Here is a 24,178-nt window from a genome sequence, read left to right on the forward strand (position 1 = left end):
TATCGGTAGAAGTACGCCATCCATGCGACGACAGAGCCGATTGAGGCCACTAAAACGGCGATGCTGACTTCCGCTAGGGGGAACGTTGCGAGCGGGGCGAGGTCTGCGATTGGAATCATGTTCTGCGGTTGTCGGCGCTGTCTCTTAAGGTTTGAGAACTGCCCCCATTTTTCTCATGATTCAGTTCGAATCGAACAGTCCTCCGAGGCCGACATACTTATTGAAACGCTTACCGGATTCCGTTGCGGTGGGGAACGATGTTTTACCACGATAATGGGAAACTACAGTACACAGTCGAAGTAGAGGAACCGAACCCGGAGTTTGCGAAGATGCTCCAGCAGGCTATCGGCGGCGTGGAGGGGGAGATGCGGGTCGCACTCCAATACCTGTTTCAGGCGTGGGCGCTTCCGCAAAAACACAGCGAATACCGCCACGCATTGCTGGAAACCGCAGCGGAGGAACTCGGCCACATCGAGATGTTGGCGACCGCAGTGGCCAAGAATCTCGAAGGAGCGCCGGTCGAACTGCGCAACCAGATGGGACAGGACAGCGCCGTTTCGGCGGCGATGAACGGGATGCAACCACGACAGGTGCTCTCGTCCGGCCTGCACGCGATGCCGGTCGATAGCAACGGCGTGCCGTTCAACGGGAGTTGCATCGTCGCAAGCGGCAACCTCGCGGCGGACATGTACGCTAACGTGATGGCCGAATCGACCGGACGACTGCTCGCCACGCGACTGTGGGAGATGACCGAAGACGACGGTATGAAGGATATGCTGTCCTATCTCATCGCGCGGGACACGATGCACCAGAACCAGTGGCTCGCCCTCCTACAGGATTTGGGCGACCCGGACGATATGTTCGACCACCTACCGGTTCCGGACAGTTTCCCGGACGAGATGGAACATCAGGAGTTCAACTACTCGTTCATGTCTACCGACATCAACGAACCGGACGACCCGCAGAAGCCGTGGACACAGGGCGAGTCGATGGACAGCGAAGGGTCGTTCTCGTTCATTCGAGAGAAGGATTTGGGGAAGACGGAACCGAACCTCCAACCGCCGAACGAGAAAGCACACAACGAAGTGAAAGAGCAGGACGACGACTAACGCAAGAAAAGACGACGATTTCGCCACTGCCCACACGCCTTTTATCCGCGCCACCCAACCCACAGCCATGCGAATCGGCGTGGTCGTCAATCCCATCGCGGGCATGGGTGGGCGAGTCGGCCTGAAGGGAACCGACGGCAAAGTCGCGGAAGCACGGGAACGGGGAGCAGAACAGCGCGCGCCGGACAGGGCGGTTTCCGCCCTGTCCGCGCTCAAAGAGCGTGCGCCAGACGCCGAGATTCTGACCTACGCTGGCGAGATGGGTGCCGAGGAAGCACGACGCGCTGGATTCGACCCGGAAATCGTCGGCGAACCGTCGAAAGACGACCAAAATGACGAAACCAACGCAGAGGACACTCGCGAGGCGGTTCGCCGCCTCGCGGCGGAAAACGCAGAGTTGATTCTGTTCGTCGGCGGGGACGGAACCGCGGTCGATGTCGCCGAAACGCTCGCCGAGACAGGCGCGGAAATCCCGATGCTGGGCGTCCCCGCCGGAGTGAAAATCTACTCGTCCGTCTTTGCAGTCACGCCGGAAGCGGCGGGGCGCGTCGCCGCCGGATTCGACCGCACGGAGGAACGCGAAGTGAACGACATCGACGAGGATGCCTACCGCGAGGGCGAAGTCCGGGCAGAACTGCGGGCGATTGCGAACGTTCCCGTCGCCGAATCGCTCCAATCGAGCAAGCAACTCGGCGGCGGAACGGTCGAAAGCCTCGCCGCCGGAGTCGCCGACGAAGTCGAGGACGGCGTGACATACGTCCTCGGGCCGGGAAGTACGGTCGGCGCAATCAAATCCCAACTCGGGTTCGACGGGTCGCCACTCGGCGTGGACGTGTGGCGCGACGGAGAAGTGTTGGCCCGCGATGCCAGCGAAACGGAAATCCTGTCGAGTCTTGGGGAACGAAACGAAATCATCGTTTCGCCGATTGGCGGACAGGGATTCATTTTCGGACGTGGAAACCACCAGATTTCGCCCGACGTGATTCGACAGTCCGAAGTGGAAGTCGTCGCTTCGAAGACGAAACTCGATGGCATCGGCGTTCTCCACGTCGACACCGGCGATGTAGACGTAGACGATTCCCTGCGCGGCTGGCGAAAAGTCCGCGTCGGACGCTTCGAGCGCAGAATGTTGAAAGTCGAGTAGATGTTTATTCTCTTCCGAGATAGTTTTCCGATTCGAGACAGTTGTTGACATATGGCGACATTTAAGGTTTGGTGGAGAAATTAAAGGACATGGAAACACGGAAGGTTCAGCGATTGGGGCCATCGACGCTGGCGATGACCCTGCCCGCCGAGTGGGCGCAGGAACACGGCGTCGAGAAGGGTGACGAAGTGTCCCTTCGAATCAGCGGAAAAGGGTCGCTCACGGTTCTCCCCGAATCTGCCCACGACGACGAGGCAGAGGCGACGATTCACACCGAACAACTGGATGCTGGTGCAGTCGAGCGCGCGATCGTCGCGCAGTACGTTCTCGGACGGCGCGTTATCCACGTCGTCAGCGAGGGAGCCTTGGAAAGCAGCCATATCAACGCCGTCTACAAGGCGGAGACGCAGTTGATGGGACTCGGCGTCATCGAGGAAACCCCGGAGAGCATCGCAATCAGGTGTTCAGTTGACCCGGAGGATTTCGACTTGGACAACCTCCTCGAACGACTGGAGAATACCGGGAGCACCATGCGCGGCGAGGCGGTGAAAGCACTGGCGCATGGCAACCCAGACCTCGCTCAGCGAGCCTTGAACCGCGAGCGACAGGCAAACAAGATTTTCGTCCTCCTCCTTCGTCTCATCTTCACGGCGCACGAAAACCCGACGCTCGCCCGCGCAGTCGGTTTGGACAGCGGTTTCCCACTCATCGGCTACCGCTCGATTTCGAAAAATCTCGAACTGACTGCGGACAACGCGGAGGACATCGCGGACATCGTCCTCGAAGCGAATGGTCACACGCTCGAAGTCGATACCGGTACGATGCGGCGCATCCGCGAGTTCACCGACCACGTGGACGAGATGACCGCGCTGGCAGTGCAGGCCGCGGTCGAGCGCGATTACGACATGACGCTCGAAGTTCGAAAGAAGTTCCACGAACTCGGTGACCGGGAATCTGACATTCTCTCCGACCTGCCCGAGATGTCGAACGACGACCTCCTGCAGGTTCGGGACGTGCTCGTCAGCCTCCAGCAAACCGCCCAGTACGCGATGCGAAACGCGGAAATCGCGGCAAATCTGGCGCTCAACGAGGAGAGCGAACACACGACGATTAACTGAAACGGCCTAAAAAATCAACAGGCGGGCGCGTGCGCCGCACGCGCCCGCTAACCGACCGTTGGGTTGTGCTATCGCTCTCCGGAAGACGGATTTTCACGCAAAGACGGTTCGTCGAATGTGGAAGGGGCGAACTGACCGCTGGCCAGTCCGTCTCGTGATTGTCACTCGCTTGAAAAACGCGGCGCGTTTTTCAAGCGAATATATCCTCAGTCCGCTCCCACCTCGGCGTTTCCATCGTTCCCTGCGACACTGGACTTTCCGGACTCCTTCTCCGCGGTCAGCGGATTGTGCAGAGAAATCCGACACGGGAAGTCGGGATGCTCCGCGAAGTGGCGAACCAGCAGGTGGCGGCGCGACCCTGTGATTCCGGTTCGGCCGACCTCCTCCGCGGAAAATTCGTCCGGCAGGCGGTCGAACAGTCGGGCCATCTCGTCGAAACTCTGGAACACCTTGGCGTTCCCCGACGAGTCCGCACCTCGGCGAGACACCTCGTAGCTTCCGTCCTCGCGGAAGGTACCTGCGGTGCGGAAGAACTCTTGGCGCTCGGTCAGCGCATCGCCGACGGCGTCTTGCAGTTGCGTCGCTGTTTCGCGCGATAGCTCGTAATCCTGTCCGTCGATGGCCAGTACAATCGATTCACCGTCTCTCGTTGCCGTTACGGCACTCTCATCGCCCGAGAAGAACTCGACCAGGAGAGTGTGTACTCCGTGGCATAGAAAGACATGGTTTGGCCAATATAAAAAGTCTGTCGGTGGCGGGAATATTCAGTGTCGCTCGATTTCGACGGCGAGCAGAGTTCCGAGCAGTCCGCCATCGTCCGTGGTGGTCGTTTCCGTACCAGAGTCCGAAGTTGTGGCGGTCGAACTGGTCGCAGTCGTTTCTTCGCCGGTCGTCGTTTTCCCGACAGTCGTCTCACTGGTTTCCGTTTCATCGACTGTCGTCCCGGACGCAGGATTCGCTTTCACGTCGTCCAGCGCACCCTCCGCCGAGTCGTTCCGGAAGATGTCCGTCTCGATTTGCCGCTCGTAGGTCATCGCCCGAAGCGGCACTTCGACCGTGTCGCCGGTTGGAAGGTCGATTTTGGCGTGGAACTCTATTCGCAAGTCAGTCGTTTGGTTGTTTTCGAGGTGGCTCACCCACCAGTCGTCGAGTTTCTGGTTTCGAATGTTCGCTTGCATCCCGAGCGTTTTCTCGGATTTAGCCGGAATCGTGTACGGCTGTGCGGTCGTTCCATTGCCGACCGGAACGTCGTTCATCGTCATCTCGTAGCCGATTTCCGAAATCGTGTAGGGGATTGATTTCGGGTTGTACGCTCGCATTCGCAGTTGAATCGGTGTCCGTTCCTGCGTCACGGAACCCCAGTTCGCGCTCGTTTCGTTCACGTAGAGCACGGGGTCGGAGACGAACGGAACGCTCGCGTTCACCGGGCGCGTTTCCGTCGAGTTGAACTGGCCGATGATGTCCGTCTCGATGTCGTCCTCGTATGGGACGCGCACCGAGCGACTGACGGCGGACGAGCGAACCTCGGACTGGATTCGGAGCGTCGTTCGCTCGTCGTTCCGGATGTGGGTGACCCACCACTCCGGAATCTTTCGATTCTGCATCTGCGTGGAAAACCCGAGCGTCGTTTTCCCCCGGTCGAGTGCGAGGTTCGACTGCTGGCCGCTCGCCATCGTCACGTCGTTCATTTCGACGGTGTAATCGACCGAGGTGTTGCCGACTCGAACGCTGAACGGATTCGGATTGTCCACGACGAGCGCAGTTCGAACTTCCGTCTGCTCGTTCGTTACGTCGCCGAACTCGTTATCCACGCCGGAGACGCGCGGCGCGCCGAGAACGCCAGTGAGTACGCCGCCTCCCACGAGCACGACGATGAGAAACAGGGCGAGAAATCCCCGCTTTCCGACCGGTAACACCGACTTGAGTTTCTCTGCGACCATATGCGGGTTCCTGCGGAGTGACACCAAAAATCTCCCGACTCGCTTCTCTGTCAGTGCCGGGATTGTACGCGAGTAGAATGAACTAAGTTAGCCCTCATGCAAAGAGGGCACATGGCAGGAAATCAGGCTGTTTCGACAGATATGGGGGTTGGACTCTCCGTGCTGTTCACGCTTATCGCACTCGCGGGTGCAGGAGTAACGTTTGTCACGCCGGGGACGGAAACCGCCGCGTGGGGATTCGCCGCGGCCATCATCGCCGGTATCCTCGCAGTATCCGCGAATCACGTCTACTCGAACTGACGCGAAATCAGCACTTGCTCAGTAGGGGATAATGGTTAAGGCCATCTGGCACGTATTGGTGGTGAGGATGACTGAGTTCACCAACGAGGAACAGCGTATCCTCGAATTCCTACGCGACAGCGTGTCTGGCGGTGAGCGCTACTTCCGCGCGAAGAACATCGCCAAACACCTCGGCCTCTCATCCAAACAGGTGGGGTCTCGGCTCCCGAAGCTGGCGGAGAAGTCCGACGACGTAGACATCGAGAAGTGGGGGCGCGCTCGTTCGACGACGTGGAAAGTTAGCCCGAACTAAGTGGCTGGCTTTTTACCACCACAGCCCAATTCTAGCGTATGACTGTCCGGGTAGAGCGGACGTTCGAACTTCCGGTTCCTCCCGAGGACGTATGGGAGTTCCTCGCCGACCCGAAGCGCAGAGCCAGTGCTATAAGCGTCGTCGCCGACTACGACGCGCACGAAGGCCATCGCGCGACGTGGCACATTGAACTTCCAATTCCGTTCGTGAACAAGACGATTCCAGTGGAGACGGAGGACGTTGCACGGGAAGAACCACGATACGTGAAGTTCGTCGGGCGCTCGTCGGCTTTGCGTGTCACGGGAGAACACGAAATCGAACCGACGGAAGAGGGATGCCGACTCGTCAATCGCTTCGTCGTTGATGGGCGTGTCCCGGGTATCGAACGCTATTTCAAGAAACATCTGGATGACGAACTGGAGAATTTAGAGGAAAAATTGCAAGAAGAGGTGGGTGTGACCACATGATACTCGCACTCGCACAAATCGCAATCGAGGGGGGTGATGTCGAGTCGAACCGCAAGCGTGCCGCGGACGCCATCGAATCCGCGGCGGCACGAGACGCAGACCTCGTCGCCCTTCCTGAAATTTTCAACGTCGGCTACTTCGCGTTCGAGACGTACCAGCGAAACGCCGAGGCGCTCGACGGGCCGACGCTCACGCGGATTAGCGACCTCGCGGACGAACACGATATTGGCGTTCTCGCGGGGAGCATCGTCGAAGACCTTTCCCTGACGGATGGTGAGACACCCGCCGAGGAAGGACTTGCAAACACCTCGGTCTTTTTCGACCGGGACGGCAACCGACGCGCGGTGTACCGGAAACACCATCTGTTCGGCTACGAATCCGCGGAAGCCGAGATGCTGGTTCCGGGGGAATCGCTGGGAATCGTGGAGTTCGAGGATGTAACCCTCGGAATGACGACCTGCTACGACCTCCGATTTCCCGAACTGTACCGCGATATTGCGGAGGCGGGTGCGACTCTCGTTCTCGTCCCGAGCGCGTGGCCCTACCCTCGCGTCGAACACTGGCAAGTGCTCTCACGCGCACGCGCCATCGAAAACCAGTGTTTCCTCGCTACCATCAACGGTTCGGGTTCCTACGAGGATGCGACCCTCCTCGGTCGCTCCACGGTGTACGACCCGTGGGGAACCGCACTGGCGAGCACCGGTGACGAACCGGAACTCGTCGTGAGAGACATCGACCCGACACGCGTTTCGAAGATTCGGGAAGAGTTCCCGGCGTGGCACGATAGACGCCGCTGAGCGGGTAAATAAACAAAAGGTGAGTGGTTTGATTTACAAGCCGATTGCGTGACCGTCCGACAGCGTTTCGGGCACGCTGTGGTGGTAGGTCATCGCACCCGAGGAGGTGACGACTTTAATCGTAAACTCCTCGCGTTCCTGCAAACCATCCGTTATCTGTCCCGTGTCGAGAACGATACGGAATCTGTCTTTCTGACTGACGAGGACGGGAAGGGAGTCTTCCTCGTCGCGAATCTTTTCGAGGCCGAACTGCGTGTCGTTCGCTTCACTTCCCATCGTCATGATTTGGGCACCGTCCGGGCCGAGCCATTCGAGGGTGGCCTGTGATAGGTTGATGTCGCCCGCACCGGAGCCTTTCATCACGGTCATGTTGACGTAATCGACCTCGTGGTGTCCGTTGGTGGAGTCGTAGGTGACGTTCCCCATGGTACTCACCACGTGGACGTGGTCCGTTACCTGTGCGCTACTCTCGTGACCGGTCTGTTCGGCTTTCGATTGGAGAAAGCCCGCCGTGTTGATGAGGACGCCCGCGGCGATTGCGGCGACTAACACCATTGCGATGAACACGATGAGCGTTCCAATACCGACCTGACCTCGGTTCGAACGCCGGTCGTCTGTGTCTTTTTTGTTCATGTTTGTTTTATGCCTATTTTGGATGATATTTTACCAGTTCAGTAGGATACAGTTCGCCCGGTTTCGTATTAAATACCACAGTCTGTTATCATGTCTGAGAACGTATGAAGTACAAAATATGACACTTTTCGGTAGAACTACGAACAAACGGTAGCGTCGCCACTCGTCTTTACTACTAATGTCGGGGAACCGCAAACCGTGATTCAGTCAGCTTGAGGTGCGACCACTTCGCGCTCGGTCACACGCATTTCGGTGGTAATCGCGTTGGACAGTGCAAAAACAGCGGCTTTGTGGTCAGTTTTCGACCTGTGGATGGACGTCGGTCGTACCCCAAGAGATTCGTACTCGTCTAGTGTAATCGGTTCCCCGGTTTTCTCCTCGAAATGGTTTCCGACCTCTGCAAGCAGGCCGTGAAGGTGGATGAGCTCCTGCTTCTTCATAAGCATCGTTGAGTAACAGTTGCAGGGTTATATTATTATCTTGAGTGCCGTTAGCACGCCTTACAGTCAGAACTTCGGGAATTTCGGTTCCGTATCATACGAGAATGCGGTCGTTGAAACCGACCCTTGTCTGGATAGGAGTTGATTGCGGCGAATCGGCGAACCGAACATCGGTGGAACTAGCCAGTAGCTATCAGCTTATCGAGTCAAATCCGAGCGAGAAGATGTGGCGTTTCCGTTGTTTCGCGCGTAATGCGCGAATAAGCAGTGCTTACTGGAGTTGCTTGAGCGTCTTCAAATCGCTCTCGGTTCGTGTGAACTCAGACGTTCGTCGCGTCGCATGACAGTTCGGACAGTGGAACTGCTTGTCGGGGGTCGGCAAGTCGTCGGGACTCGATTCCCAGTGTTTTCCGCACTCCGGGCACAGCAATCGAACGTACGTTTCCACCATATCCTGCCTATCGAGCGGTAAGGAGAAAAATCTTGTTGGCGATTTCGTGAAAGAGAGCTGTTGCTACCCGTCTGCTACGCCACACGGTGTCGTCTCAAAGCCGTTGGAGGTTCGTCGCCCGTGGCCCTTTGTCCGCCTGTTCGATGTCGAATTCGACTTCCTGTCCTTCCTCCAAATCCGGCCCACCAATATCCTCCATGTGGAAGAATACGTCGTCGTCCGCGTCGTCAGTCTCGATAAAACCGTAACCGCCGGTGTCGTTGAAGAACGTAACCGTACCTTGCGCCATTGCAGGTGAACAGAGCGGTGTGACGAAGATAAGAATTACGGCTATTGGTACCACAGCACTTAGTCTCTTTTTGAACTATCGTCTGAAACTATCCTTCGGTCGGTTCTTACTGCCGAAACTTATAAGTTCCAAGGTGCAAAACTCTGTTTTAGAGATGTCTAAAACTATCTTCGTCTCCGCAGAGGAGGCGTATCTCTCATGAACGAGCTATTAGAAGTGTTTCTCGCGTCGGTTCGTGATGGTTACGTCCAAGTGAGCGCGTTCGTCGCGGTTACAGTTCTCCTGTTCGGCCTCGTTCAGTACCGAACGAGCGGTGCGTTAGTCGAACGACTGTCCGAGAACGAGCGACTGCAACCGTTTTTCGGCGCACTCATGGGTCTGACCCCCGGCTGTGGCGGTGCAATCGTCATGATGCCGCTGTACGTTCGCGGCACGGTCAGTTTCGGCACCGTCGTCGCAACGCTCATCGCGACGGCTGGCGACTCCGCCTTCGTTATCCTCGCGTTGGCACCGGAAGCGGGACTGTACGCATACGGTATCGCCTTCGGCGCGGCCATCGTTTCCGGCTACGCAATCGACAAGTTCGGCATGGGCGTCGGCAGAATCGACAGCGCCGTGGCCAACATCAGCAACACGGCGACCGACGGCGGCGTCGTCAGCGCGAGTCGCGGCGGTAATCCTACACACGAGTACGACGCGGCCTGCGAAACCTCGGCCGCGCGAGAATCGTCAGTTCTGACGCCCCTCAGCCACGCGGTTCACGCTCTCTGGTGGGTGTCCGCGGGTATCGCACTCGTGGTGGGTGTCATGTACCTCACTGCGGGCGCACCCGAGGTTCCGCTGGAACTCGGACTGACCTACGCTGGTGTCTTTACTGTCGTCGGCGTCACGGGAACGACGGCGTCCTTCTACATCTACTTCGTCGGGCGACACTACCTCGGGGACGGCCACGTTGGCCGCGCTCGGGATACGTTCGCTAACGTCCACGAAACGCTCGTCCACGCGGCACAGGAGACGAGTTTCGTCACCGTCTGGGTGCTCACGGCGTACCTGCTGTACGAATACTCCGTCCTCCTGTTCAACATCAACGTCGCCGAACTCGCCGCCGCCGCTGGTTTGCTCGCGCCCGTCGCCGGGGCGGCACTCGGACTGATTCCGGGATGTGGCCCGCAAATCGTGCTGGCAAGCGTGTACGCGGAAGGCGGGATTCCGTTCTCGGCGCTCACCGCGAACGCTATCAGTCAGGACGGCGACGCGCTGTTCCCGCTCATCGCCATCGACAAAAAGGCCGCAATCGTCGCGTCGATTTACACGACCATTCCCGCACTCATCGTCGGGATTGGACTGCACGTATTCTTCGACTTCGGTTCGGCAACCGGGTTCGGCGTGCTGTAATCGCAGAAAAAGTCAGCGTTGCGCAGAATCGGCTTACTGAACGATGAACTGTCCGGCGATTTCTTTGACCTCTTCCATCGTCTTCGCCTCGTCGAAGGCGTCAGGATACGGCGAAACACCGTTGAGCGCGTTGAACGACGCTGCGTGACGCGCTTCGACGCTGTGAATGGACACTGCCGCCGTCAGTATCTCCTTGTTTTCGATGGACGGTGCCGCGCCAGCGTACGCCGCCACACCCGTGTTTTCGAGTGCCTTGGCAACTTTGAGGAACTGCGCGGGCGTCTCGTAGCCGAAGTCGTATTCGGCCTGTTCGACCGGTTCGCCGCCGAGTTGCTTGATGACCTTCGTAATCTGGTCGACGTGAACTGCCTCGTGTTCGCCAACGACTCGAACCTGTTCCGGAATCTTCGCACGCTGATGGTCGCTGATTTCACAGCCGAGGTCTGCGTGCATGAGTTCGTCGTCGCTGAAGTCTTCCAGTCCCTTCGCGTAGAAGGTTGCTTCTAAGTGTTCGAGCGTCAGCGCGTAGTTCAGAATGTCGATGTCTGTTGTTTCGTCTTCCATGTTTCCACCATCTCCGGAACCGCCGTCGCTATCGTCATTGTGGTCGTCCGCACCCACGACGCCCATTCCTGCTCCCGTCAGTCCCACAGCCCCGACAGCCGCCGACCCTGCGAGGAAGCCACGACGGGATGTGAGTTGTTTCCGCGTCGTCTCTCCGAGTTCACCGACCGCGTCCTGTGTGTTGTCTGGCATGGTTGGTCGTGCGTTGTGGCGCACACCACAACCGAGGACAGAGATTTAAAAGAAAATTTTCCGGACTCTCACCCAAATTCATTCGAACTCCGACCATGGTTCGTCCGTAAACGCCGCGAGAATAGCTATTCAGATACTTTCTCGATGATTTCCGTGACTCGTTGCCACTCCCGTTTGACCGCCGAAGTCGGCGTGTAGATAGAACCGTACTCGCCATCGCCGTGCTGTTCGACGATTTCGTGTTCCGCGAGCACGTCGAGATGGTGGCGAATCGTAGAGTAATCGAGGTCGAGCGTCGTCGAGAGTTGGTTCGCGTTCTGTGGCCGATTTCCTACCTCTCGGAGTAGTCGGGCGCGACTCGCATCTCCCCGACTTCCCGAAAGGACGTACCAAAGCGTTCCATCCAACGAACTCCCCCCGCTGGATGTTGTGCTCGAGTTCCGACTCTGTCGTTTCACAGGCGGAGTACAGTCTGAAACTACGTTATTAGCGATCAGCTAATCGCACCGTAAGTATATCATACAGAGACATAAACCGAAAAATCGAGTCGAAAAATCAGTCCCACGTCGCCCACAGGAGAAACGAGAGGGCGAAAAATTCCAATATGTGAAGCGCGAGCATCGCGTGCCACGCCTCGGGGGGCACCGCAGTTGCGAACCACACCGACAGCAACTCATCCCACGAATACACGTACAGCGCCACCGCGTTTTCGCCGAGCAGGAGAAGTGCAAACACCGACAGTCCGAGCGTGTGCTTCGAGCGGAACTGCATGTAGTTTCGGAGCCAAACGTAGCTCAGACCCAGAAGCAACAGCACGTTCAGTGCCGTCGCCACCCGCGCTACGTCTAACCAGAGACTCATCTGTTCCTCCCTTGTAATCGGTGCCGGTTATATGCTTTCCCAGATTCAGCCATACTTTACTCCACCTGTTCCATGATTTCCTCGACGATGTCCCAGTGCTGTCGCGCTTGCTCCGTGAGCAGATACACCGCGCCGTAATCGTCCCCACTGTTCTCGATTATGCCGTTGTCCATCAGCACGTCGAGGTGATGGCGAACTGTTTTGTAATCGAGGTCCAACGCCTCCGCCAGTTGGTTGGCGTTCCGCGGACGTTCATCCAGCGCGCGAATCAGGCGGGCACGATTGGCTCCGCCGCGCGTACCGGTGAGTACGTACCACAGGACGCCCTCCATTATCGCCAATCGACACACCCCGGACACGTAAGCGCATCGCCCAACTACACGGTGAAGAGATGTCCATCCCTGGGCACGTCGAACAGACCGATTCGCGCCCCGGCATCCAACCACGCGTGCCCGTAGGAAAACGACGCGAGTGCGTTCACGAGGTCATCGTTCTCGCGGAAATGCCGCCCGTCTTCGAGATACGAACGAGCCATTTCCTCACAGTCCGCCGCCGCCTCGCCCATCGGCGTGTCGGCCGCCGGAGCGATTTCCGCGGCGTCGAGCGCCTCCGAGAGGAGGCGCTCGTATCGGTTCGTCTTCTCCACGATGTCTGCGCCCATGCACGATTCGTCGGAGAGGACGAAGGTAAGGCCTTCGAGAGGCGGTGACAACCCGAACCAACCGCCGCTTCTGAATCGACCAACTGCGTCCTGGCGAGGATTACGTTGCTATCAATTAACAACGCTGGTGGAACTGTCGAAACCGGAAACGACCGAAGACAGCGCAAGCTAAATACACCGCGAACTGTGATATTGCATCATGAGCGAACACCCTCACGTCGAGATTTACACGAAGGAGAACTGCCCCTATTGTGAGAAGGCAAAAGACCTTTTCGACGAGAAAGGAATCGAGTACGAAACGTACAACGTGACCGGCGACGACGACCTCTTCTCCGAGATGGTCGAACGCGCCGACGGGCGCAAAACGGCGCCCGAGGTGTTCATCGACGACGAACTCATCGGCGGGTGGGACGAGACGAGCGCGCTCGAAGAGACGGGCGAACTGGACGACAAACTCGGCATCGTGTCGGCGGACGGCGGCGACGATTCCGCCACCCCGGAGCACCGCACGCTCATCGTCTCAGGAAGCGGAATTGCGGGACTCACTGCGGCAATCTACGCGGCACGGGGGAACAACGACCCGCTCGTCCTACAGGGCGACGAACCGGGCGGCCAGTTGACGCTGACGACGGACGTGGAGAACTACCCCGGATTCCCGGACGGCATCAGCGGCCCGGAACTCATCAACAACATGCAGGAACAGGCCGAGCGATTCGGGGCCGAGGTGAAAACCGGCATCATCGAGGACGTTGACGATACGTCCCGCCCGTTCCGCGTCGAACTCACGAACGGCGAAGTGTACACCACCGACGCGCTCATCGCGGCCAGCGGGGCGAGCGCCCGAACCCTCTCGATTCCGGGCGAGGACGACCTGATGGGCTACGGCGTCTCGACCTGTGCGACCTGCGATGGCGCGTTCTTCCGCGACGAGGAGATGGTCGTCATCGGCGGCGGTGACGCCGCATTCGAGGAGGCATCTTTCCTCACAAAGTTCGCATCGAAAGTCTACCTCGTCCACCGACGCGAGGAGTTCCGCGCCGAGAAGTATTGGCAAGACCGCGTGCAGGAGAAAGTCGATGCGGGCGAAATCGAGATTATGAAAAACACCGAAGTAACCGAGATTCACGGCTCGGTTGAGGAGGGTGTAGACTACGTCACCATGGTTACGAATCCGGAGGGCAAACCGTCCCAGAAACTCGACGACCCCGAAACCGAGGAGTTCGAGTTCGACACTGGTGCCGTGTTCCTCGCAATCGGTCACACGCCGAACACGGGCTACCTCGAAGATACGGGCGTCGAACTGGACGAGGAAGGCTACATCCGAACGCTCGGCGGCAAAGGAGGCGGCCAGACGAAAACGGACGTATCCGGCATCTTCGGCGCTGGCGACGTGGTGGACTTCCACTATCAGCAGGCCGTAACTGCCGCGGGAATGGGTTGTAAGGCTGCACTCGATGCAGACGACTATCTCGAAACCGCAGACCTCGGGGAGGCGACTGCCGCGCAGGAAGGTGCGGCGGCGTCAGACGACTGAAGCCGCCAGTCCGAGTTCACTTTTTTATCTCGCTGATTTTTCGCACATCGTTTCCGCGTCGGATTCCGCGAAGTTCGCGGAACCCGCCGGCGTAGTCGCTAACCACAGACCCTTAACGCTTGACGACGAAATGAGGGCTATGGTTGACGCAGACGAAGTCGAGACGGCAACGTACAGTATCGAAGGTCCCGACGGCGACAGCGACGAACTCGAACTCCCGCCGGGACTCATCGACCTGCTCCGCGAGGAAGACGAGTCACGCGAAACGGTCGTCGGCGACATGGCGCTCGTGTCGTTCGTCCAGCAGGCCCACGCCGCGGTTCACCACACGCAGGGCGAACCGGACGAGGAAGTCGTCGCCATCGAGGAGAAGGCCCGCGACCTGTTCGAAGAGCGACTCGGCATCACCTTCGAGCAGGCCACCGGTCACTCGCACTAAGCGGTAGTTTTCCCGCCAACTTTTACTCTCCATCCAATACTTAGAAATATCCTCGGCAGATGTAGTATTCGTCTAAACGTCGGCCTCAAAGTATATTTAGAACGATGTGAATTATTAGATATGGAACAGAAATTACAACGCTCTCGCTCGCTTCAAGAACGTCTCGGTCGGGTCTATCATCAGCCAATCGACGTCGAATCGTGGACGAACAAGCGGATAACGGTGAACTACCGAGTGCCGCTAGAACAACTCGAACAACTCGTTCCGGACTGCGTCACCGTCGAAGAGATTCGTGATACAGGAACCGGGATGCTAAGTATGTGTGCATGCGATTTCTCGGTGACGAAACTCGGCCCGGTTCCGATGCCGCGGGTTCACACGAACGAGGTGCTCTGTCGAATCAGCGTCTCGGTGCCGAAAAACGGAACACAGCGCCGTGCGTACTACACGCTTCGTTCCGACACCTCGTCGCGCTTTTTAGGTCTGTGCGGTGGATTCTTTTCGCACTTCCGGAAAGCAACGTCTTCGTTCGACAGAGTGGACGACGGCGACACGTATGCGCTCCGGTGCCGCGCGGACGATTCGCTCTGTAACGGCGAACTCACTGCGTCGATGGACTCCATCAGCGACGAACCACCCGAGACAACCGTTTTCGATGACGTGACGGAAGCGACTGATTTCGTCCTCGAACTCGACGGCAGTTGCGGCTACAACTTCGCCAAAGAGAAACTCTCGTTCCAAGACATCGACTACCCCGACTGGGACGTATCGTTCTGTCACGACTTCTCGCTCGACTCCTCACTCATCGACTACCTCGAAACGTCGTTCGACCTCGACCTGACGTTCGACTGCGCCCTCTACATGGGCGACGTTGACCAGACGTGGAGGCGGTCGTGGATGTACGAACCGACGCCGACGTTCGAGGAAACGTCCGGTGGGCACGCAGTGCCCGCGGACGACTAAGCGAGTAACGTATTTTTGTTTCACAGCTAGTTCATCGCTGAATTAGAAAACGCCAGTAGGAAATGGAGAGCGGCAGTTTGTGCGCTCAGACTGAAACGTCTGGTGTCGGCCCCTCGTGCCCGACAACAAACTGTGTCAAGAAGAACACTGCACCACCAGCCACGGAAAGGAGAATGCCGAAACCGAACGTGAGCAGTGACAGCGAAGCGGGGTCGTACGTCATTTCGAACGTGTAAATTTCCCCCTGATACCGAACGGCGTTGTTGGCGAACGTCTTTAGTTCGGTATCTTCGACTGGTGCCGCTTGACCGGTCTTCAATCGGTCGAATACAGCCTTTTCTGGTGCTGTAAGGCTGGAATACGCAATCGTTGATTCGTCTGTGGGTGACTCATCGTGATCAATCTGAACCATATACGGAGTGGATTCCATCTCCCCGTATGCAGCAGAACCGGTAATCACAATTCCGACGACGAACAGTCCGATACTAACTATGTGAAGCGTCGGACGGAGCCACGTAGAGGGATTCATACATTGAAATACAAATCGAATCAATTATTAATGTTTTCAACTCGAAATAATTTTATAAATCAATCCAATACTGTTCTATCGCTCGCCAATCGAGCAGATAGTAGCGGACCGTCAAATTTCGACGACCGCTACAGGTCGATTCTGTCACCGATTTCGACGATTTCCAGCGACTTCGGATAGTCGTAACTCCGACTGTGTTCGTACAGTGCGGTCGGGTCGGCGGTCAGTCCCTTCCACATGTCCCAGTGGCTTGGGAGCAGCGTATCGAGTTGAAGCGCGTTCGCGGCCTCGACGGTCTGATTTTCGTCGCTGTACCATTTCGTTCGCTTCGGTTCGCGGGTCTGTTTGTCGGGAATTTGGCCAACGGAACCGAACGCGAGGACACCGAGGTCGATGTCGTAGTTCTCGCCGATTGGTTCGAGTTCGTCGCCCGGTTTCGTGTCCCCACCGTGGAAAAACGTTCCCGCTTCGTGCTCGATGACGTAGGAGACGGGATGGGTCGAATCAGGGTCGTTCGCTGGTTCGACGTGAACTGTGAACTCGCCGACGTCGAAGCTGTCACCCTCCGCGACCTCCTCGAACTGGTCGTCGGAGACGTCCCACTCATCGGGCCAGTTTTCGTCCTCTCGTGCGACGGCGAGGCCGTCGTCCGGCGCGTAGAACGTCGCATCAGTCGATTCGAGAATCGGGGCTTGACTCGGGCCGTGAACGTGGTCGGTGTGCTCGTGTGTCGCCAGCACCGCGTCGGCCTCGGTCACGTCTTCCGGGTCGAACGGAATCGGAACCATCCGGACGGTTCGCGGCGGGTCGCCGGTTCCGAGGTACGGGTCTACGAACACCGTCGTTCCGCTGTTTCCTTTGAGAATGAACCCGTTACAGCCGAGATACCAGACGGCAACGCCTTCAGGTGTCGCGTCTTCGACCGCACGCGGAAGCCAGTCTCCCCAGTCGCTATGAATTGCCATACGAACTACTGCCGGGCAAGCGTGCCTAAAGGTTGCGTTCACTCCCGGCAACTGAACCGTAATATGCTTTCTGGCAGTCGATGAATCGACTTCTCTCAATTATTAACCAAAGACATATATTACACCAGTCACATTCGAAAGATGCCTGACGATAGTTGTTTCACTGTCGCAGGCAGTCGGTACTGCAATGTGTCTCTGACAGGTGCGGTCGGTACCGACCGCACCCACATTCGAACGCTCCTTCGAAAATTGAACGTTCTTAGGAGTGGCGACTGGCGAGAGAAAGCGATTTTTCGAGTACGGAGATGTCACACGTTCGTTCGACGGTGTTCGTCTCCGTATCGTAGACGATAAACCCATAGTCCATCAGCTTCGGGAGGTGGTTGTGATGGAGGTCGATACCAGTTCGTCGTCTGTCGTCGCTCGATGCCTTTTCGCAGACGAACATCGACTCGACCATTTCGGCAAGCGAGATGGGACACTCGTGTACTGTAAGATAGCAGACGACTTCTCTACGGAGGGGATGTTGGAGGGCTTCGAACACGGCGGAAGGTGTGGATGACAGCGCGTCCGTATCCGAGAGCACGACTTTGTTGTTGCTCATGTGAATCGTACCTCTGATTGACCCGCCTTGTGGAGAGTAGGCCAATGGCGTCGCGGGAACCGAGTTCGAACCGTGAACTCGGGCATCCTATATTTTTGGAGCGGACCTCATTACTTTATTTCGTCAAACGCGATTTAGGATTGGAAACTGAGTTACCATTCGAAAATCTATCTCGATGGTTCGGACAGCACTGATAAATGTTACTATTATTTAAAATATGTTTATACCGAGTCTAACACAACGACTGGATACTGCATGAGCGAGGAGGGAGCAACCCCAGACGAACTGATAGCAATAGTGACGAAGCGAGCATCGTTTCTCGCGGTGCTCTCGTCCGGGGCGATGGAAAAGCGTGCGCTCCGGGACGAACTGGGCGTCTCTCGCTCGACGGTGTACAAAGCAGTTCGAGAACTGAAAGCGTATGACCTCGTCGAACGGACGAATGACGGCCTCAGACTAACACTCGCCGGTCGAATCCTCGAATCCGAGTACGACACATTCCGACGGCGCACCGAGGATGTCTGTCGCACACGGCACTTGCTTTCGACGCTCCCTGCGGATTGTGGCATTCCAACTGCTCTCATCGAAAACGCAGAAACAATCCTTCCGGAGCGTCACGCACCGAATCATCCGATTCAGTATTTCGAGCGGATGGTTTCCGACGCCGACTGTGTGCGGGGACTCTCCCCTGTTGCCCTCCCGCAGTACGTGGATTTGTTTTACGAACGCTCCGTTTCGGGTGGGATGGCGGCGGAGTTGGTACTCGAACAACCCGTGGTCAAGTACCTCGTCACCGACTACAGCGACGAACTCCGCGAAGCGTTGGAAATCGGTAACTTGTCCGTTTGGGAAACAGAGAACACGCTCCCGTTCGGCCTCATCGTCGCGAAAGGCACCACCAACGAACACGATGGCGTCTGCGTTGTCGTGTACAACGAGCGAGGTGAACTCCGCGGACTCATCACAAACGACACGAGAAACGCGGTCGAATGGGGGCACGAGACGTTCGAGCGGTTCCGAAACGACGCAACTCTCGTCGGCGGAGAGTGATTATCGGTCTTCCCACTCGGGTTCTCGGTCTTCAAGGAAGGCGTCGATGCCCTCGTTTTTGTCCTCCGAGGCGAACAGCAGCGCGAACAGTTCCGCCTCGTACTCGATTCCGGCCTCCAAATCCATCCGACTGCTAGCCTTGACGGCCTTCTTCGCCAGTTCCAACGCCTTCGGACTCTTCTCGGCCATTCGTCCCGCAAGCTCGTAGACCCGGTCTTCGAACTCGTCGTCCGAACACACCTCGTCCACGAGACCAATGTCGTGAGCCTCCTCCGCGTCGATGATTTCGCCCGACAGGACGAGTCGCATGGCCTGTCCCTCGCCGACTAATCGAGTCAGGCGCTGGGTGCCGCCGCCACCGGGCATTATGCCGAGATTGATTTCGGGTTGGCCGAGTTTCGCTCGCTCGTGCGCGATACGCACGTCGCACGCTTGTGCGAGTTCGCATCCGCCGCCGAGCGCGTGGCCGTTGAGCGCGCCGATAACCGGTTTTTCCAAGTCGTCCACGTACTCGTACACTCGGGGACGTTTGCTCGCTTCGCGCTGTTCCATCGCGTCACGCTGGCGCAGTTCCTTCACGTCCGCCCCGGCGACGAAGGCTTTCGCCTCGTTCGCTCCCGTAAGCACGACGACGCGAACGTCCGGGTCTGCTTCCACGGCGTCGAGTACGTCCTTCAGTTCAGCCCGTAGTTGCGCGTTCAACGCGTTTCGTGCGTCCGGACGGTTCAGCGTGACTGTGGCGACGTACTCCTTGACTATCGCATCGACCGTTTCGCATTCGTTTGCGACCTGTTCGGGACTACCGGGTGTGTCGGTGGTTTCGCTATTTTTGCCGCTCATTCGTCGTCACCTTCGTTTCCGTCGTATTCGCCAGAGACACCGTCAGACTTCGACTGACGATCCGTCCGGCTTTCGCCGGAGACCCCCACAATCTCGCCATCCTCCCACACGTAGAACCCTTCGCCGGTCTTCTTGCCGAGTTTTCCGGCGCGAACCTTCTGGCGGAGAATCTGCGGCGGGCGGAAGCGCTCGCCGAGTTCTTCGCGGAGGTGTTCCAAGATGTCCAATCGAACGTCCAATCCGACCACGTCGCCGAGTTCGATCGGTCCCATCGGGTGGTTGTAGCCGAGTTCCATGGCGGTGTCGATGTCTCGGGGACTGGCGACGTCCTCTTGCACCATTCGAATCGCTTCGACGCCCAAGGAGACGCCGAGGCGCGAGGAGGCGAAGCCAGGCGAATCGCGAACTTCGACGCCGACCTTGTCGATGTCGGAAACGAACTCGTCGGCGAACTCGACCGTCTCGCGGTCTGCCTGTTCGGGGACGACGATTTCCACGAGCTTCATGATGTGAACCGGGTTGAAAAAGTGGAGACCGACTGCCCGGCTTGGATTGTCCAGCGCGCTGGCGATTTCGGTCAGCGAGAGCGACGACGTGTTCGACCCGATAATCGTGTCGTCGGAGACGAGCGCCTCCACGTCCGAGAACGTCTTTCGCTTGATGTCCATCTCTTCGGGTACTGCTTCGATGACCATGTCCGCGTCGCCGACCGCAGTTTCGAGGTCGGTGGTTCCCGAAATTCGGTCGAGGGTGGCTTCCATCTCCTCGGCCGTCACTTTGTCGCGTTCGACACCGCCTTGAAGGTTCGAGGAAATGCTCTCGATGCCGTTGTCAACGAATTCCCGTTCGATGTCGCGGAGGGTCACTTCGTGACCAGCCATGGCCGTCACCTGTGCGATTCCGTGTCCCATCGTCCCTGCTCCGAGTACGGCTACCTTCATCGTCAGAAGAGGCGTGGGGGCGCACGAAAAACGTTGTTTTCCGCGATTGGCTTGCAGGTTTTACAGTCGCCGGTCGCCATGAGTGACTGGATTGCCGATTCGAATTTCTTCGGTGTTTCCCGCAATGTGAGCGACAGTGCTCTGTAGTAATGTAAATTATATATTATTTATTGCTGATGAAATATTACCCCAAATGCGGTTTTGGACCGTTTCGTCGCCGAAATCGGCCGAATTAACGAAATGTATTGCGGTCCCGACCGTTTGCAGAAAGCTTTTACCGTAACCGGCAAATCGGTTAATTGTCTCGGGTAGGGGTACACGAGACCAACGATTCTTTCGGAACTGAAACCGGAGCCACAGGTGTGACGAACTGTCGAAGAAAGCAGGGAGAACTGCTTCTATGATTTAAAACTCAATCTGCTAGATGATATTTGGAGACACGGATAGCGGAGCTATCCGCTTATTCAAAATTCGACCGACGGTCGAGTTTTGAACCCATACCTCGTCACGCCTTCCTGCGTGTAGATTCTGCGCATCGTCGTTGCCACTGAGTCCCCGATTTCGAGGGTTCCGGTGTCCGCGCCGGTCACCTGCGCAGGGGCGCTCGCGGTATCTCCCTCCGGGCCATCGAGCGCGACGATTGCCACGTCGAAGTCGCCCGATTTGCCCTGCTGTTCTGCGAACTCTGGCGGGGCACCACCTTGCGAAATCGTCGTCACGGCTTCGATGGTTCCGGTTCCAGTCAGTTGCACGTCGTCGTATTCGACCAGCGTTTTACAGCCGCTACAGGCGCCTTCCGGCGGGAAGTTCAACGCGCCACAGTCGGGGCATTTTCCGGCCAGCAGTCGGTGTCGCTGGTCGAGCGTGCGCCGCCACGAAGGGACGCTGACGTAGGCACCGCCGCCGCTCGGCGGGCCGGACGTGAGGTCGCCGCGTTTGCGGAGATATTCGGCGTAGCTGATTGGGTCATCGCCGTCAAGCGCCATCGAAACCGGAACGTCACCCGCTTCGACCAAGAGAGCGTCCGCGCCTGCGCCGCTTCCGAACGAAGCCGCGAGGATTAGTTCGTGGCCCTCTGCGAGGGCTTTCGCCAAACTCAACGGAACGCTCGCCGCGCCGGTATCACCGAGTTCGTGGACGAGAGCGCCCGCCTGAATTTCCTCGACTCCGACGCCGAGTGCACCCGCCGCGCGGTACGGGAGTTTCCCATCTGGGGCTTGCACCCCGGTAACGTCTACGTCTTCCGTGTCGAAATCCAACTGTCCGACCGCTCCAGCGAGCGTTTCGGAAAACGCTCGCCGGTCGTAGCCCGTGACGCCGAGGCCTTCGACGGCTTCTTCGCCGGTTCCTCGGAAGCGAGTTCCGGGGAACTCGCTTCCGTACTCTGCCTGCTGGACGATGCTGGCCCCGCCAGCATCGTCCAGAACGAACGCCGCCGAACCCGCACCTGCGGCGTGTTCTTCTGCCGAATTTGGTTCTCCGCGCGGGCAATCCGCGGCGATGACCAACCCGACGCCGTCCTCCCACGGCCCGGCGGACAGTCCGGCCACGAGTGCTCTGGTTCCCGCGCGAGTACTTCCCGTGAAGACGTGCCGGGTCGCCGTTTCCGACACGCCGAGCATGCCGCCGAGTCTGGCGGTCAGGTCTTCTTCCGCCATCGGTGGCGTGGTCGAAGCAAATGCAAGGAAGGAAACGTCGGGGTTTCCGGCGGCGGAGAGCGCCCGTTCTCCGGCCTCGTAGGCCATCGTCAAGGCGTCCTCGTCGGCTTGCGGTACTGCTTTTTCGTTGATTCCCCCGGCGTGGAACTGCCCCCACGCCTCGCGGAACTCGTCTGCCGAGATTCGGAACCGAGGTGCGTAGGCTCCGACTGCGGCGATGTTCGGGACTGTGCTTCCTTTCGAGTTCATTGTGCATCCACCCCCAGTTCGTTTTCGCGCTCAAGGACGTGGACGACCGCCGCGCCGCCGCTTCCGCCGACGTTGTGGGTCAGGCCACGAGTTGCGCCTTCGACCTGTCGTTCCCCCGCCTCGCCCGAGAGTTGCTTGAAGGCTTCAACCAACTGTCCCGCGCCAGTCGCGCCGATTGGGTGCCCCTTCGATTTCAGCCCACCCGAGGTGTTGACCGGGCGTTCGCCGCCGAGTTCGGTTTCGCCGGATTCGACGAGACTTCCGGCTTCGCCGGGTTCGCAGAAGCCGAGGTCTTCGTAGGCCAGCAGTTCCGCGATTGCGAAGCAGTCGTGAACCTCCGCGAAGTCGATGTCCTCCGGCGTGATTCCGGCCATCTCGTAGGCCTGCTTTCCCGCCTCCTTCGAGGCCGGAACCGAGGTGTACGACTCGCGCTGGAACAGGCCGACTCGGTCGCTCGACGCGCCCACACCTGAAATTCGAATCGGGTCGTCGGTGTACTCGTCAACCACGTCCTCGCTGACGACGAGGGCGCAGGCCGCCCCGTCCGTCGTCGGACAGCAGTGGTAAAGCGTGAGGGGGTCGGCGACCACAGGTGCGTTTTCCGCGTCCTCAAGCGAACACTCGAACCCGAGGTGAGCGTGCGGATTTTTTGCTCCGTTCGAGTGGTTTTTCACCGCCACGCTCGAGAGGTGTTCGCTGGTGGTTCCGTATTTTTCCATGTGCGCGTCGGCCATCTGGGCGTAGACGCCCGCGAACGTCGTTCCGGAGAGGCGCTCCCACTCGGTTTCGCCCGAGACGCCGAGCCAGTACTTCGTCGCGTCGCTCGACGTGTCGGTCATGATTTCGACCCCGCCCGCGAGAGCCACGTCTGCCATGCCGCTTTTCACGGCTTGAACGGCGTGTCGTCCCGCGAATCCACTCGCGGCACAGGCGTTTTCGACGCGAGTGCAGGGGATGCCGCCGAGTCCGACGTGTTCGGTCACGGCAGGCCCCGAAAGTCCGAGTTGTCGCCCGCCGACACCCAGCGTGCCGACGAAGGCCTCGTCCACGTCATCCGGGTCGATACCCGCCGGAACGCTGTCTACGGCCGCCTCGAAGGCGGTTCGGAACAGCGACCGATAGCTTTCGTCGGGGAACGACCCGAAATCCGTCTGGGCCGCGCCGACGAGATAGGCGTCTCGCATGGTTGGTGGTCTTGCGGCAGGGGAAAAATAACTGCCGTCACCACCGCGCCTTTGCCGGGAATCAGATGGAGGTTGTTTTTGATTTGTTTTTAATTGTGGACTCTTTTCTGGTGTGGCGCTAGGTAATCACGACTCCACTGAAACCGCACCCGCCACCGCAGGCCACACCCTCTCCAACCGACTCTTGCGCTCACTTTGTTCGCGCATTCGTCCCTCGCACGCTGTCAGCACAGGGCTGAGGACTGTACGTCCGAAGCCCTGCGCCAGCGCGCACCACTTGGATAACTCGGGATTCCAGGATTGACGCAAACCACATGGCGCGTGCGTTGGCAAGCCCGAGGAAAAAGCGGTTTCTATGAAACCGCGAACGCGAGTAGCGCGGAACGCAGTTCCGCGGACAGTTGAGCGGCGAAGCCGCGAAACGACGGTGTAACCGCGAGCAATCGTCCGAGGGCTTGCGAATTATCACGCGAGGTCTTCGTGAGCGACGGAGGAGCGAGCGAACGGCTCGTCGTAGTTCGTCTCCGACGGTGGATGACTGAAACGACAAAAAAGGAGTGGAAGGAATC

At 58.4% G+C, this 24,178-nt stretch carries 30 protein-coding genes; 12 read left to right on the forward strand and 18 right to left on the reverse strand.

All coding sequences use genetic code 11. The features are described 5' to 3' along the window. Positions 1-257: 257 nt before the first annotated feature. From BW974_RS06480 to BW974_RS06490, 3 genes are all read left to right on the forward strand, one after another. Positions 258-1,109, forward strand: coding sequence for a manganese catalase family protein (locus BW974_RS06480; protein ID WP_076429058.1), 852 nt, complete (start codon positions 258-260; stop codon positions 1,107-1,109). A 67-nt stretch (positions 1,110-1,176) separates the two neighbouring features. Beyond that, positions 1,177-2,253 carry an ATP-NAD kinase family protein gene (locus BW974_RS06485; protein WP_076429059.1) on the forward strand — a complete coding sequence of 359 codons (1,077 nt, stop codon included), beginning with the start codon at positions 1,177-1,179 and terminating at the stop codon, positions 2,251-2,253. Positions 2,254-2,342: 89 nt separating this feature from the next. Beyond that, on the forward strand, positions 2,343-3,371 hold the full coding sequence (locus BW974_RS06490; RefSeq protein WP_076429060.1) for a phosphate signaling complex PhoU family protein: 1,029 nt from the start codon (positions 2,343-2,345) through the stop codon (positions 3,369-3,371). Positions 3,372-3,577: 206 nt separating this feature from the next. Here BW974_RS06490 and BW974_RS06495 read toward each other — a convergent pair whose 3' ends face one another. Both BW974_RS06495 and BW974_RS06500 read right to left on the reverse strand, forming a co-directional pair. Beyond that, on the reverse strand, positions 3,578-3,997 hold the full coding sequence (locus BW974_RS06495) for a DUF7528 family protein (RefSeq protein ID WP_076429061.1): 420 nt from the start codon (positions 3,995-3,997) through the stop codon (positions 3,578-3,580). Between the two features lie 138 nt (positions 3,998-4,135). Continuing rightward, on the reverse strand, positions 4,136-5,311 hold the full coding sequence (locus BW974_RS06500) for an LEA/WHy family protein (RefSeq protein ID WP_076429062.1): 1,176 nt from the start codon (positions 5,309-5,311) through the stop codon (positions 4,136-4,138). A gap of 111 nt (positions 5,312-5,422) precedes the next feature. On the opposite strand from BW974_RS06500, the gene BW974_RS06505 reads away from it, so the two are divergent. From BW974_RS06505 to BW974_RS06520, 4 genes are all read left to right on the forward strand, one after another. Beyond that, positions 5,423-5,611 carry a DUF7525 family protein gene (locus BW974_RS06505; protein WP_076429063.1) on the forward strand — a complete coding sequence of 63 codons (189 nt, stop codon included), beginning with the start codon at positions 5,423-5,425 and terminating at the stop codon, positions 5,609-5,611. A 67-nt stretch (positions 5,612-5,678) separates the two neighbouring features. Then, on the forward strand, positions 5,679-5,903 hold the full coding sequence (locus BW974_RS06510; RefSeq protein ID WP_076429064.1) for a DUF7123 family protein: 225 nt from the start codon (positions 5,679-5,681) through the stop codon (positions 5,901-5,903). Between the two features lie 38 nt (positions 5,904-5,941). Next, positions 5,942-6,370 carry an SRPBCC family protein gene (locus BW974_RS06515; protein ID WP_076429066.1) on the forward strand — a complete coding sequence of 143 codons (429 nt, stop codon included), beginning with the start codon at positions 5,942-5,944 and terminating at the stop codon, positions 6,368-6,370. Continuing rightward, positions 6,367-7,167, forward strand: a complete 801-nt coding sequence (locus tag BW974_RS06520) for a carbon-nitrogen family hydrolase (protein ID WP_076429067.1) — start codon at positions 6,367-6,369, stop codon at positions 7,165-7,167. The genes BW974_RS06515 and BW974_RS06520 overlap by 4 nt, the downstream gene beginning before the upstream one ends. 33 nt (positions 7,168-7,200) lie before the next feature. On the opposite strand, the gene BW974_RS06525 is transcribed toward BW974_RS06520, so the two are convergent. The 4 genes from BW974_RS06525 to BW974_RS06540 all read right to left on the reverse strand — a co-directional run bounded on the left by BW974_RS06525 (position 7,201) and on the right by BW974_RS06540 (position 8,980). Continuing rightward, positions 7,201-7,800, reverse strand: coding sequence for an archaellin/type IV pilin N-terminal domain-containing protein (locus BW974_RS06525; RefSeq protein WP_076429068.1), 600 nt, complete (start codon positions 7,798-7,800; stop codon positions 7,201-7,203). Positions 7,801-8,003: 203 nt separating this feature from the next. Continuing rightward, on the reverse strand, positions 8,004-8,240 hold the full coding sequence (locus BW974_RS06530) for a UPF0058 family protein (RefSeq protein ID WP_076430264.1): 237 nt from the start codon (positions 8,238-8,240) through the stop codon (positions 8,004-8,006). Between the two features lie 271 nt (positions 8,241-8,511). Then, positions 8,512-8,691, reverse strand: coding sequence for a DUF7836 family putative zinc-binding protein (locus tag BW974_RS06535; protein ID WP_049970640.1), 180 nt, complete (start codon positions 8,689-8,691; stop codon positions 8,512-8,514). A 94-nt stretch (positions 8,692-8,785) separates the two neighbouring features. Then, positions 8,786-8,980, reverse strand: coding sequence for a cold-shock protein (locus BW974_RS06540; protein WP_049970639.1), 195 nt, complete (start codon positions 8,978-8,980; stop codon positions 8,786-8,788). Between the two features lie 198 nt (positions 8,981-9,178). On the opposite strand from BW974_RS06540, the gene BW974_RS06545 reads away from it, so the two are divergent. Continuing rightward, positions 9,179-10,375 (forward strand): putative manganese transporter, encoded by a 1,197-nt coding sequence (locus tag BW974_RS06545; protein WP_076429070.1) that lies wholly within the window; start codon positions 9,179-9,181, stop codon positions 10,373-10,375. A 33-nt stretch (positions 10,376-10,408) separates the two neighbouring features. On the opposite strand, the gene BW974_RS06550 is transcribed toward BW974_RS06545, so the two are convergent. The 5 genes from BW974_RS06550 to BW974_RS06570 all read right to left on the reverse strand — a co-directional run bounded on the left by BW974_RS06550 (position 10,409) and on the right by BW974_RS06570 (position 12,653). Then, entirely contained in the window at positions 10,409-11,131 is a 723-nt protein-coding gene (locus tag BW974_RS06550; protein ID WP_076429072.1) for a ferritin-like domain-containing protein, read from the reverse strand. 125 nt (positions 11,132-11,256) lie between these two features. Continuing rightward, positions 11,257-11,538 (reverse strand): winged helix-turn-helix domain-containing protein, encoded by a 282-nt coding sequence (locus BW974_RS06555; protein WP_076430265.1) that lies wholly within the window; start codon positions 11,536-11,538, stop codon positions 11,257-11,259. A gap of 148 nt (positions 11,539-11,686) precedes the next feature. Further along, positions 11,687-11,992 carry a DUF8036 family membrane protein gene (locus tag BW974_RS06560; protein ID WP_076429075.1) on the reverse strand — a complete coding sequence of 102 codons (306 nt, stop codon included), beginning with the start codon at positions 11,990-11,992 and terminating at the stop codon, positions 11,687-11,689. A gap of 56 nt (positions 11,993-12,048) precedes the next feature. Then, positions 12,049-12,324 carry a winged helix-turn-helix domain-containing protein gene (locus tag BW974_RS06565; RefSeq protein ID WP_076429077.1) on the reverse strand — a complete coding sequence of 92 codons (276 nt, stop codon included), beginning with the start codon at positions 12,322-12,324 and terminating at the stop codon, positions 12,049-12,051. Positions 12,325-12,368: 44 nt separating this feature from the next. After that, positions 12,369-12,653: a DUF357 domain-containing protein gene (locus tag BW974_RS06570; RefSeq protein ID WP_076429079.1), complete on the reverse strand. Its 285-nt coding sequence runs from the start codon at positions 12,651-12,653 to the stop codon at positions 12,369-12,371. A gap of 199 nt (positions 12,654-12,852) precedes the next feature. Here BW974_RS06570 and BW974_RS06575 point away from each other — a divergent pair, with 199 nt between their 5' ends. The 3 genes from BW974_RS06575 to BW974_RS06585 all read left to right on the forward strand — a co-directional run bounded on the left by BW974_RS06575 (position 12,853) and on the right by BW974_RS06585 (position 15,589). Continuing rightward, entirely contained in the window at positions 12,853-14,187 is a 1,335-nt protein-coding gene (locus BW974_RS06575) for an FAD-dependent oxidoreductase (RefSeq protein ID WP_076429081.1), read from the forward strand. Positions 14,188-14,326: 139 nt separating this feature from the next. Then, on the forward strand, positions 14,327-14,626 hold the full coding sequence (locus tag BW974_RS06580) for a DUF7545 family protein (RefSeq protein ID WP_076430266.1): 300 nt from the start codon (positions 14,327-14,329) through the stop codon (positions 14,624-14,626). Between the two features lie 120 nt (positions 14,627-14,746). Then, the gene (locus BW974_RS06585) at positions 14,747-15,589 is read left to right on the forward strand and encodes a DUF2071 domain-containing protein (RefSeq protein ID WP_076429082.1); all 843 of its coding nucleotides are present in this window, start codon (positions 14,747-14,749) and stop codon (positions 15,587-15,589) included. Positions 15,590-15,674: 85 nt separating this feature from the next. Here BW974_RS06585 and BW974_RS06590 read toward each other — a convergent pair whose 3' ends face one another. From BW974_RS06590 to BW974_RS06600, 3 genes are all read right to left on the reverse strand, one after another. After that, the gene (locus BW974_RS06590; protein WP_076429084.1) at positions 15,675-16,118 is read right to left on the reverse strand and encodes a DUF7979 domain-containing protein; all 444 of its coding nucleotides are present in this window, start codon (positions 16,116-16,118) and stop codon (positions 15,675-15,677) included. 128 nt (positions 16,119-16,246) lie between these two features. Continuing rightward, positions 16,247-17,083, reverse strand: coding sequence for an MBL fold metallo-hydrolase (locus tag BW974_RS06595; protein ID WP_076429086.1), 837 nt, complete (start codon positions 17,081-17,083; stop codon positions 16,247-16,249). A 259-nt stretch (positions 17,084-17,342) separates the two neighbouring features. Further along, positions 17,343-17,687, reverse strand: coding sequence for a DUF7344 domain-containing protein (locus BW974_RS06600; RefSeq protein WP_076429088.1), 345 nt, complete (start codon positions 17,685-17,687; stop codon positions 17,343-17,345). A 255-nt stretch (positions 17,688-17,942) separates the two neighbouring features. On the opposite strand from BW974_RS06600, the gene BW974_RS06605 reads away from it, so the two are divergent. Next, positions 17,943-18,737, forward strand: coding sequence for a helix-turn-helix transcriptional regulator (locus BW974_RS06605; protein WP_076429090.1), 795 nt, complete (start codon positions 17,943-17,945; stop codon positions 18,735-18,737). Here the strand turns inward: BW974_RS06605 and BW974_RS06610 are convergent, their stop codons facing one another. The 4 genes from BW974_RS06610 to BW974_RS06625 form a co-directional block, all read right to left on the reverse strand. Beyond that, positions 18,738-19,577 (reverse strand): enoyl-CoA hydratase/isomerase family protein, encoded by an 840-nt coding sequence (locus tag BW974_RS06610; RefSeq protein ID WP_076429092.1) that lies wholly within the window; start codon positions 19,575-19,577, stop codon positions 18,738-18,740. It lies immediately after the preceding gene. Beyond that, on the reverse strand, positions 19,574-20,518 hold the full coding sequence (locus BW974_RS06615; RefSeq protein ID WP_076429094.1) for a 3-hydroxyacyl-CoA dehydrogenase family protein: 945 nt from the start codon (positions 20,516-20,518) through the stop codon (positions 19,574-19,576). Before BW974_RS06615 ends, BW974_RS06610 begins: the two co-directional genes overlap by 4 nt. A gap of 464 nt (positions 20,519-20,982) precedes the next feature. Beyond that, positions 20,983-22,425, reverse strand: a complete 1,443-nt coding sequence (locus BW974_RS06620) for a zinc ribbon domain-containing protein (protein ID WP_076429096.1) — start codon at positions 22,423-22,425, stop codon at positions 20,983-20,985. Beyond that, on the reverse strand, positions 22,422-23,609 hold the full coding sequence (locus BW974_RS06625; protein WP_076429098.1) for a thiolase domain-containing protein: 1,188 nt from the start codon (positions 23,607-23,609) through the stop codon (positions 22,422-22,424). Before BW974_RS06625 ends, BW974_RS06620 begins: the two co-directional genes overlap by 4 nt. Positions 23,610-24,178 lie beyond the last annotated feature (569 nt).

The sequence above is a fragment of the Haladaptatus litoreus genome (assembly GCF_900156425.1).
GTDB lineage: Archaea > Halobacteriota > Halobacteria > Halobacteriales > Haladaptataceae > Haladaptatus > Haladaptatus litoreus.

Bases quoted from the DNA above. Each gene is read 5' to 3' on its own strand.
- BW974_RS06605 (WP_076429090.1), top strand. From the start codon at position 17,943: ATGAGCGAGGAGGGAGCAACCCCAGACGAACTGATAGCAATAGTGACG.
- BW974_RS06500 (WP_076429062.1), bottom strand. From the start codon at position 5,311: ATGGTCGCAGAGAAACTCAAGTCGGTGTTACCGGTCGGAAAGCGGGGA.
- BW974_RS06540 (WP_049970639.1), bottom strand. From the start codon at position 8,980: ATGGCGCAAGGTACGGTTACGTTCTTCAACGACACCGGCGGTTACGGT.
- BW974_RS06565 (WP_076429077.1), bottom strand. From the start codon at position 12,324: ATGGAGGGCGTCCTGTGGTACGTACTCACCGGTACGCGCGGCGGAGCC.
- BW974_RS06560 (WP_076429075.1), bottom strand. From the start codon at position 11,992: ATGAGTCTCTGGTTAGACGTAGCGCGGGTGGCGACGGCACTGAACGTG.
- BW974_RS06525 (WP_076429068.1), bottom strand. From the start codon at position 7,800: ATGAACAAAAAAGACACAGACGACCGGCGTTCGAACCGAGGTCAGGTC.
- BW974_RS06585 (WP_076429082.1), top strand. From the start codon at position 14,747: ATGGAACAGAAATTACAACGCTCTCGCTCGCTTCAAGAACGTCTCGGT.
- BW974_RS06530 (WP_076430264.1), bottom strand. From the start codon at position 8,240: ATGAAGAAGCAGGAGCTCATCCACCTTCACGGCCTGCTTGCAGAGGTC.
- BW974_RS06490 (WP_076429060.1), top strand. From the start codon at position 2,343: ATGGAAACACGGAAGGTTCAGCGATTGGGGCCATCGACGCTGGCGATG.
- BW974_RS06620 (WP_076429096.1), bottom strand. From the start codon at position 22,425: ATGAACTCGAAAGGAAGCACAGTCCCGAACATCGCCGCAGTCGGAGCC.
- BW974_RS06535 (WP_049970640.1), bottom strand. From the start codon at position 8,691: ATGGTGGAAACGTACGTTCGATTGCTGTGCCCGGAGTGCGGAAAACAC.
- BW974_RS06480 (WP_076429058.1), top strand. From the start codon at position 258: ATGTTTTACCACGATAATGGGAAACTACAGTACACAGTCGAAGTAGAG.
- BW974_RS06510 (WP_076429064.1), top strand. From the start codon at position 5,679: ATGACTGAGTTCACCAACGAGGAACAGCGTATCCTCGAATTCCTACGC.
- BW974_RS06505 (WP_076429063.1), top strand. From the start codon at position 5,423: ATGGCAGGAAATCAGGCTGTTTCGACAGATATGGGGGTTGGACTCTCC.
- BW974_RS06590 (WP_076429084.1), bottom strand. From the start codon at position 16,118: ATGAATCCCTCTACGTGGCTCCGTCCGACGCTTCACATAGTTAGTATC.
- BW974_RS06550 (WP_076429072.1), bottom strand. From the start codon at position 11,131: ATGCCAGACAACACACAGGACGCGGTCGGTGAACTCGGAGAGACGACG.
- BW974_RS06580 (WP_076430266.1), top strand. From the start codon at position 14,327: ATGGTTGACGCAGACGAAGTCGAGACGGCAACGTACAGTATCGAAGGT.
- BW974_RS06515 (WP_076429066.1), top strand. From the start codon at position 5,942: ATGACTGTCCGGGTAGAGCGGACGTTCGAACTTCCGGTTCCTCCCGAG.
- BW974_RS06610 (WP_076429092.1), bottom strand. From the start codon at position 19,577: ATGAGCGGCAAAAATAGCGAAACCACCGACACACCCGGTAGTCCCGAA.
- BW974_RS06545 (WP_076429070.1), top strand. From the start codon at position 9,179: ATGAACGAGCTATTAGAAGTGTTTCTCGCGTCGGTTCGTGATGGTTAC.
- BW974_RS06575 (WP_076429081.1), top strand. From the start codon at position 12,853: ATGAGCGAACACCCTCACGTCGAGATTTACACGAAGGAGAACTGCCCC.
- BW974_RS06595 (WP_076429086.1), bottom strand. From the start codon at position 17,083: ATGGCAATTCATAGCGACTGGGGAGACTGGCTTCCGCGTGCGGTCGAA.
- BW974_RS06600 (WP_076429088.1), bottom strand. From the start codon at position 17,687: ATGAGCAACAACAAAGTCGTGCTCTCGGATACGGACGCGCTGTCATCC.
- BW974_RS06615 (WP_076429094.1), bottom strand. From the start codon at position 20,518: ATGAAGGTAGCCGTACTCGGAGCAGGGACGATGGGACACGGAATCGCA.
- BW974_RS06485 (WP_076429059.1), top strand. From the start codon at position 1,177: ATGCGAATCGGCGTGGTCGTCAATCCCATCGCGGGCATGGGTGGGCGA.
- BW974_RS06570 (WP_076429079.1), bottom strand. From the start codon at position 12,653: ATGGGCGCAGACATCGTGGAGAAGACGAACCGATACGAGCGCCTCCTC.
- BW974_RS06520 (WP_076429067.1), top strand. From the start codon at position 6,367: ATGATACTCGCACTCGCACAAATCGCAATCGAGGGGGGTGATGTCGAG.
- BW974_RS06625 (WP_076429098.1), bottom strand. From the start codon at position 23,609: ATGCGAGACGCCTATCTCGTCGGCGCGGCCCAGACGGATTTCGGGTCG.